This is a genomic window from bacterium, from assembly GCA_037143175.1.
Classification (GTDB): domain Bacteria; phylum Verrucomicrobiota; class Kiritimatiellia; order CAIKKV01; family CAITUY01; genus JAABPW01.
This window is the reverse complement of record JBAWZF010000100.1, coordinates 1-2824: the sequence shown is the minus strand read 5'-3', so window position 1 is coordinate 2824 and position 2824 is coordinate 1. Positions and strand designations below refer to the sequence as shown.

At 51.1% G+C, this 2824-nt stretch carries 3 protein-coding genes; all 3 read left to right on the top strand.

The features are described from left to right. Positions 1-110 precede the first annotated feature (110 nt). The 3 genes from WCI03_15210 to WCI03_15200 all read left to right on the top strand — a co-directional run bounded on the left by WCI03_15210 (position 111) and on the right by WCI03_15200 (position 2521). Positions 111-524 (top strand): nucleotidyltransferase domain-containing protein, encoded by a 414-nt coding sequence (locus WCI03_15210; GenBank protein ID MEI8141200.1) that lies wholly within the window; start codon positions 111-113, stop codon positions 522-524. Further along, positions 517-930, top strand: coding sequence for a DUF86 domain-containing protein (locus WCI03_15205; protein MEI8141199.1), 414 nt, complete (start codon positions 517-519; stop codon positions 928-930). Before WCI03_15210 ends, WCI03_15205 begins: the two co-directional genes overlap by 8 nt. Positions 931-1267: 337 nt before the next feature. Beyond that, positions 1268-2521, top strand: a complete 1254-nt coding sequence (locus WCI03_15200; protein ID MEI8141198.1) for an AAA family ATPase — start codon at positions 1268-1270, stop codon at positions 2519-2521. The last annotated feature ends 303 nt before the right edge of the window (positions 2522-2824 follow it).

The following is a 2824-nucleotide window of genomic DNA, read 5'->3' as shown; positions in this document are numbered from 1 at the left end:
ACGGCGGGGCGGTGGAATATTGTCTGTTGACACCTACTCTTTGATGGGTGACCCTCGCCCTCACCGATGCCCGAATTGACAAAAGCGGAAAACCGCAATACCATCAAGATATGAACGCGATGGAACAACAAAAACAAGTTATCGAAGAGAGCCGGGAGTTGCTGATTTCAGAACCCGGAGTCAAACTTGCTTTGATATTTGGCTCGTATGCGAGCGGGAAGTTTCAGCCTGGCAGTGATGTGGATATTGCCGTGTTTTTTGATCGACCGCTTGACGTAGGGCGGAGGATGGCGCTTGCGGGACGGCTTGAAAGCAAGCTAGGTCGGGCAGTTGACTTGGTAGATATCCATGCGATAAGCGGGACGATTCTCCGTCAGATCCTGTTCAAAGGGCGGGTTTTGGTTAAAAAGGATCCGATGGCGATGGCGGCCTTGATCGGGAGAATGATTTATAATCAGTCGGATGTGATGCCCCTTGTACGTCGGACGCTTGAAGAGCGCCAAAAGAGGTTTGTACATGGATAAAGACGTACTGATGAACAAACTTGAAAGCCTGCGCCGGTGCGTTCAGCGTGTTCAGGATAAGGCACCCGTTTCATCTGACCTGTTAAAAGGGGATTACGACCTGCAGGACATCATTGTGTTGAACCTGGAGCGTGCGGTGCAGACCTGTGTGGACATCGGGCTGCATATCATTAGCGATTTAGAAATACCGGTTCCTGATACGATGGCAGAAACGTTTAAGAGCCTTAACAGGGCCGGGTATTTGGATGACCTTGCGACCGAGCGAATGACGAAAGCGGTAGGGTTTAGAAATACGGCAGTGCATGCCTATCAGGAAATGGACTGGGAGATTGTATACCGGATTATTACGGAGCATCTCGACGATTTTCGCGACTTCTCCCGCCAGATTATTAAGGCCATTAAGTAAATTCTAAAAATGGCCGAACGTCGAGACGCCTGCTCTTTGATGGATGGCGCTACATTTCGAAAACAATTCAAACATCGATAGACAGGATACACAGGATGAAGAGGTTAGGGCATTCCCCCTAAAACTATCCTGAACATCATGCATATCCATGTTAACCCTCTTTTTCTGATTCAACGTTCGAAGTTGAATGTTGACTGTTCGATGTTCAATTTACATGTTTCCCGCAATGTTACTTGTTACGACCCTGCGCCCTCATCTGACCCTGCGCCCTCATTTTATTGACAATTATTCGCTATGTGATACTTTATTAATTCAGAAATAAGTATCAATAATTCAAATGATTCATTTTCAAAGAACGTATCTTGCAGAAGAATTAGCCACCGCGCTGCAAGGTAGGACTATCTTCAGTGATGCCCCGAATGGACTGTTTCTAGCAGCCCCGCGGCGTACGGGGAAATCCACCTTTCTCCAAGCCGATTTAAAGCCCGCACTGGAGCGGAAGGGCATTGTCGTGGCGTATGTGGATTTATGGGCTGATCAGCGAAGGGATCCGGGAGATTTGATAGCCGAAACCATCGGCCGGGAGCTGGAGCGACATCTCGGGCCTTTAGCACGGTTGGCCAAATCCGCTGGTGTAGATAGCCTCAATGTGGCGGGTTGGCTACAGATCGATACGCGCAAGATTGGAAAACTGGATGGCGTTACGCTGGCCGAGGCGCTGAAGACCCTTTATGAAGCCGCAAAGGGGCCAATTGCGTTGATCGTTGATGAGGCGCAACATGCGTTAACCAGCGAAGCGGGTGAAGCGGCCATGGCGGCGCTCAAATCCGCGCGGGATCACCTCAACCGGCCCGGCGAGGTCAAACTCATGCTGGTCATGACCGGTTCAGACCGCGACAAACTGATGCGTCTGGTCAACACGGGTGGGGCGCCTTTTTATGGATCCCAAATCCACCATATGCCAGAACTGGGCACTGACTTCATTGACCACATCGCCAGATTGATTGAGGCTCGGCACGCGGATCTCAAACCTGTGGACGAGGAGACGTTGTTCCTGGCGTTTCAGGGGTTTGGCTCCCGGCCGCAATTTTTCATGGAAGCGCTGGGAACCGCGCTCAGTCCGCTCTCGGATGCGACGGGGCGTTTCGAGGCTGCCGTCCTGGAGGCCGCCCGACAACGCCAGAGGGACGATGAAGCGCAAATGGAATCCGACTATCTTAGCCTCAAGCCGTTGGAGCAGGCGGTCTTATGGCGGTTGTTGTCACAAGGGGCACGATTCCGTCCCTACGACGGGGAAACGTTGACCTTCTACCAGGAAAAGACCGGCACAGGCGTTACCCCGCAAAAAGTGCAAAACGCATTGGAAGCCCTGCGCCATCGCACCCCCGCAATGGTATGGAAATCCGCACGGGGTGAATACGCCGTGGATGATGCTGCGATGTACCGTTGGTTTGAACAACGGGTCGCCAACAATACTTGGCCTCCCGCGACGAAAGGGAAAATGTCGAATGTGGAGACCCTGCGCGCCCTGAACCCTGCGCGCCCCGAAATTCAAACATCGATAGACAGGATACACAGGATAAAAAGGTAGTGCATTTCCCTAAAACCATCCTGAACATCATGTATATCCATGTTCTCCCTATTTTTCTGATTCAACGTTCGAAGTTGAATGTTGACTGTTCGATGTTCAATTTATCATGTTCGCACAATGTTACTTGTTACGATGTGACCCTGCGCCCTCCTCTTAAAGATTTGAAACTTGAAGACTGGGAAGCCTGACGACCTCACAAATTGTCGAATGTGGAGACGTGACCCCGCTTCCCGTCCTCTTTTCCTCGTGGGAGGTCGGAAGAAAGGACGAAAAAGGAAGTGGCTGAATGTGAAGATGAGCGAA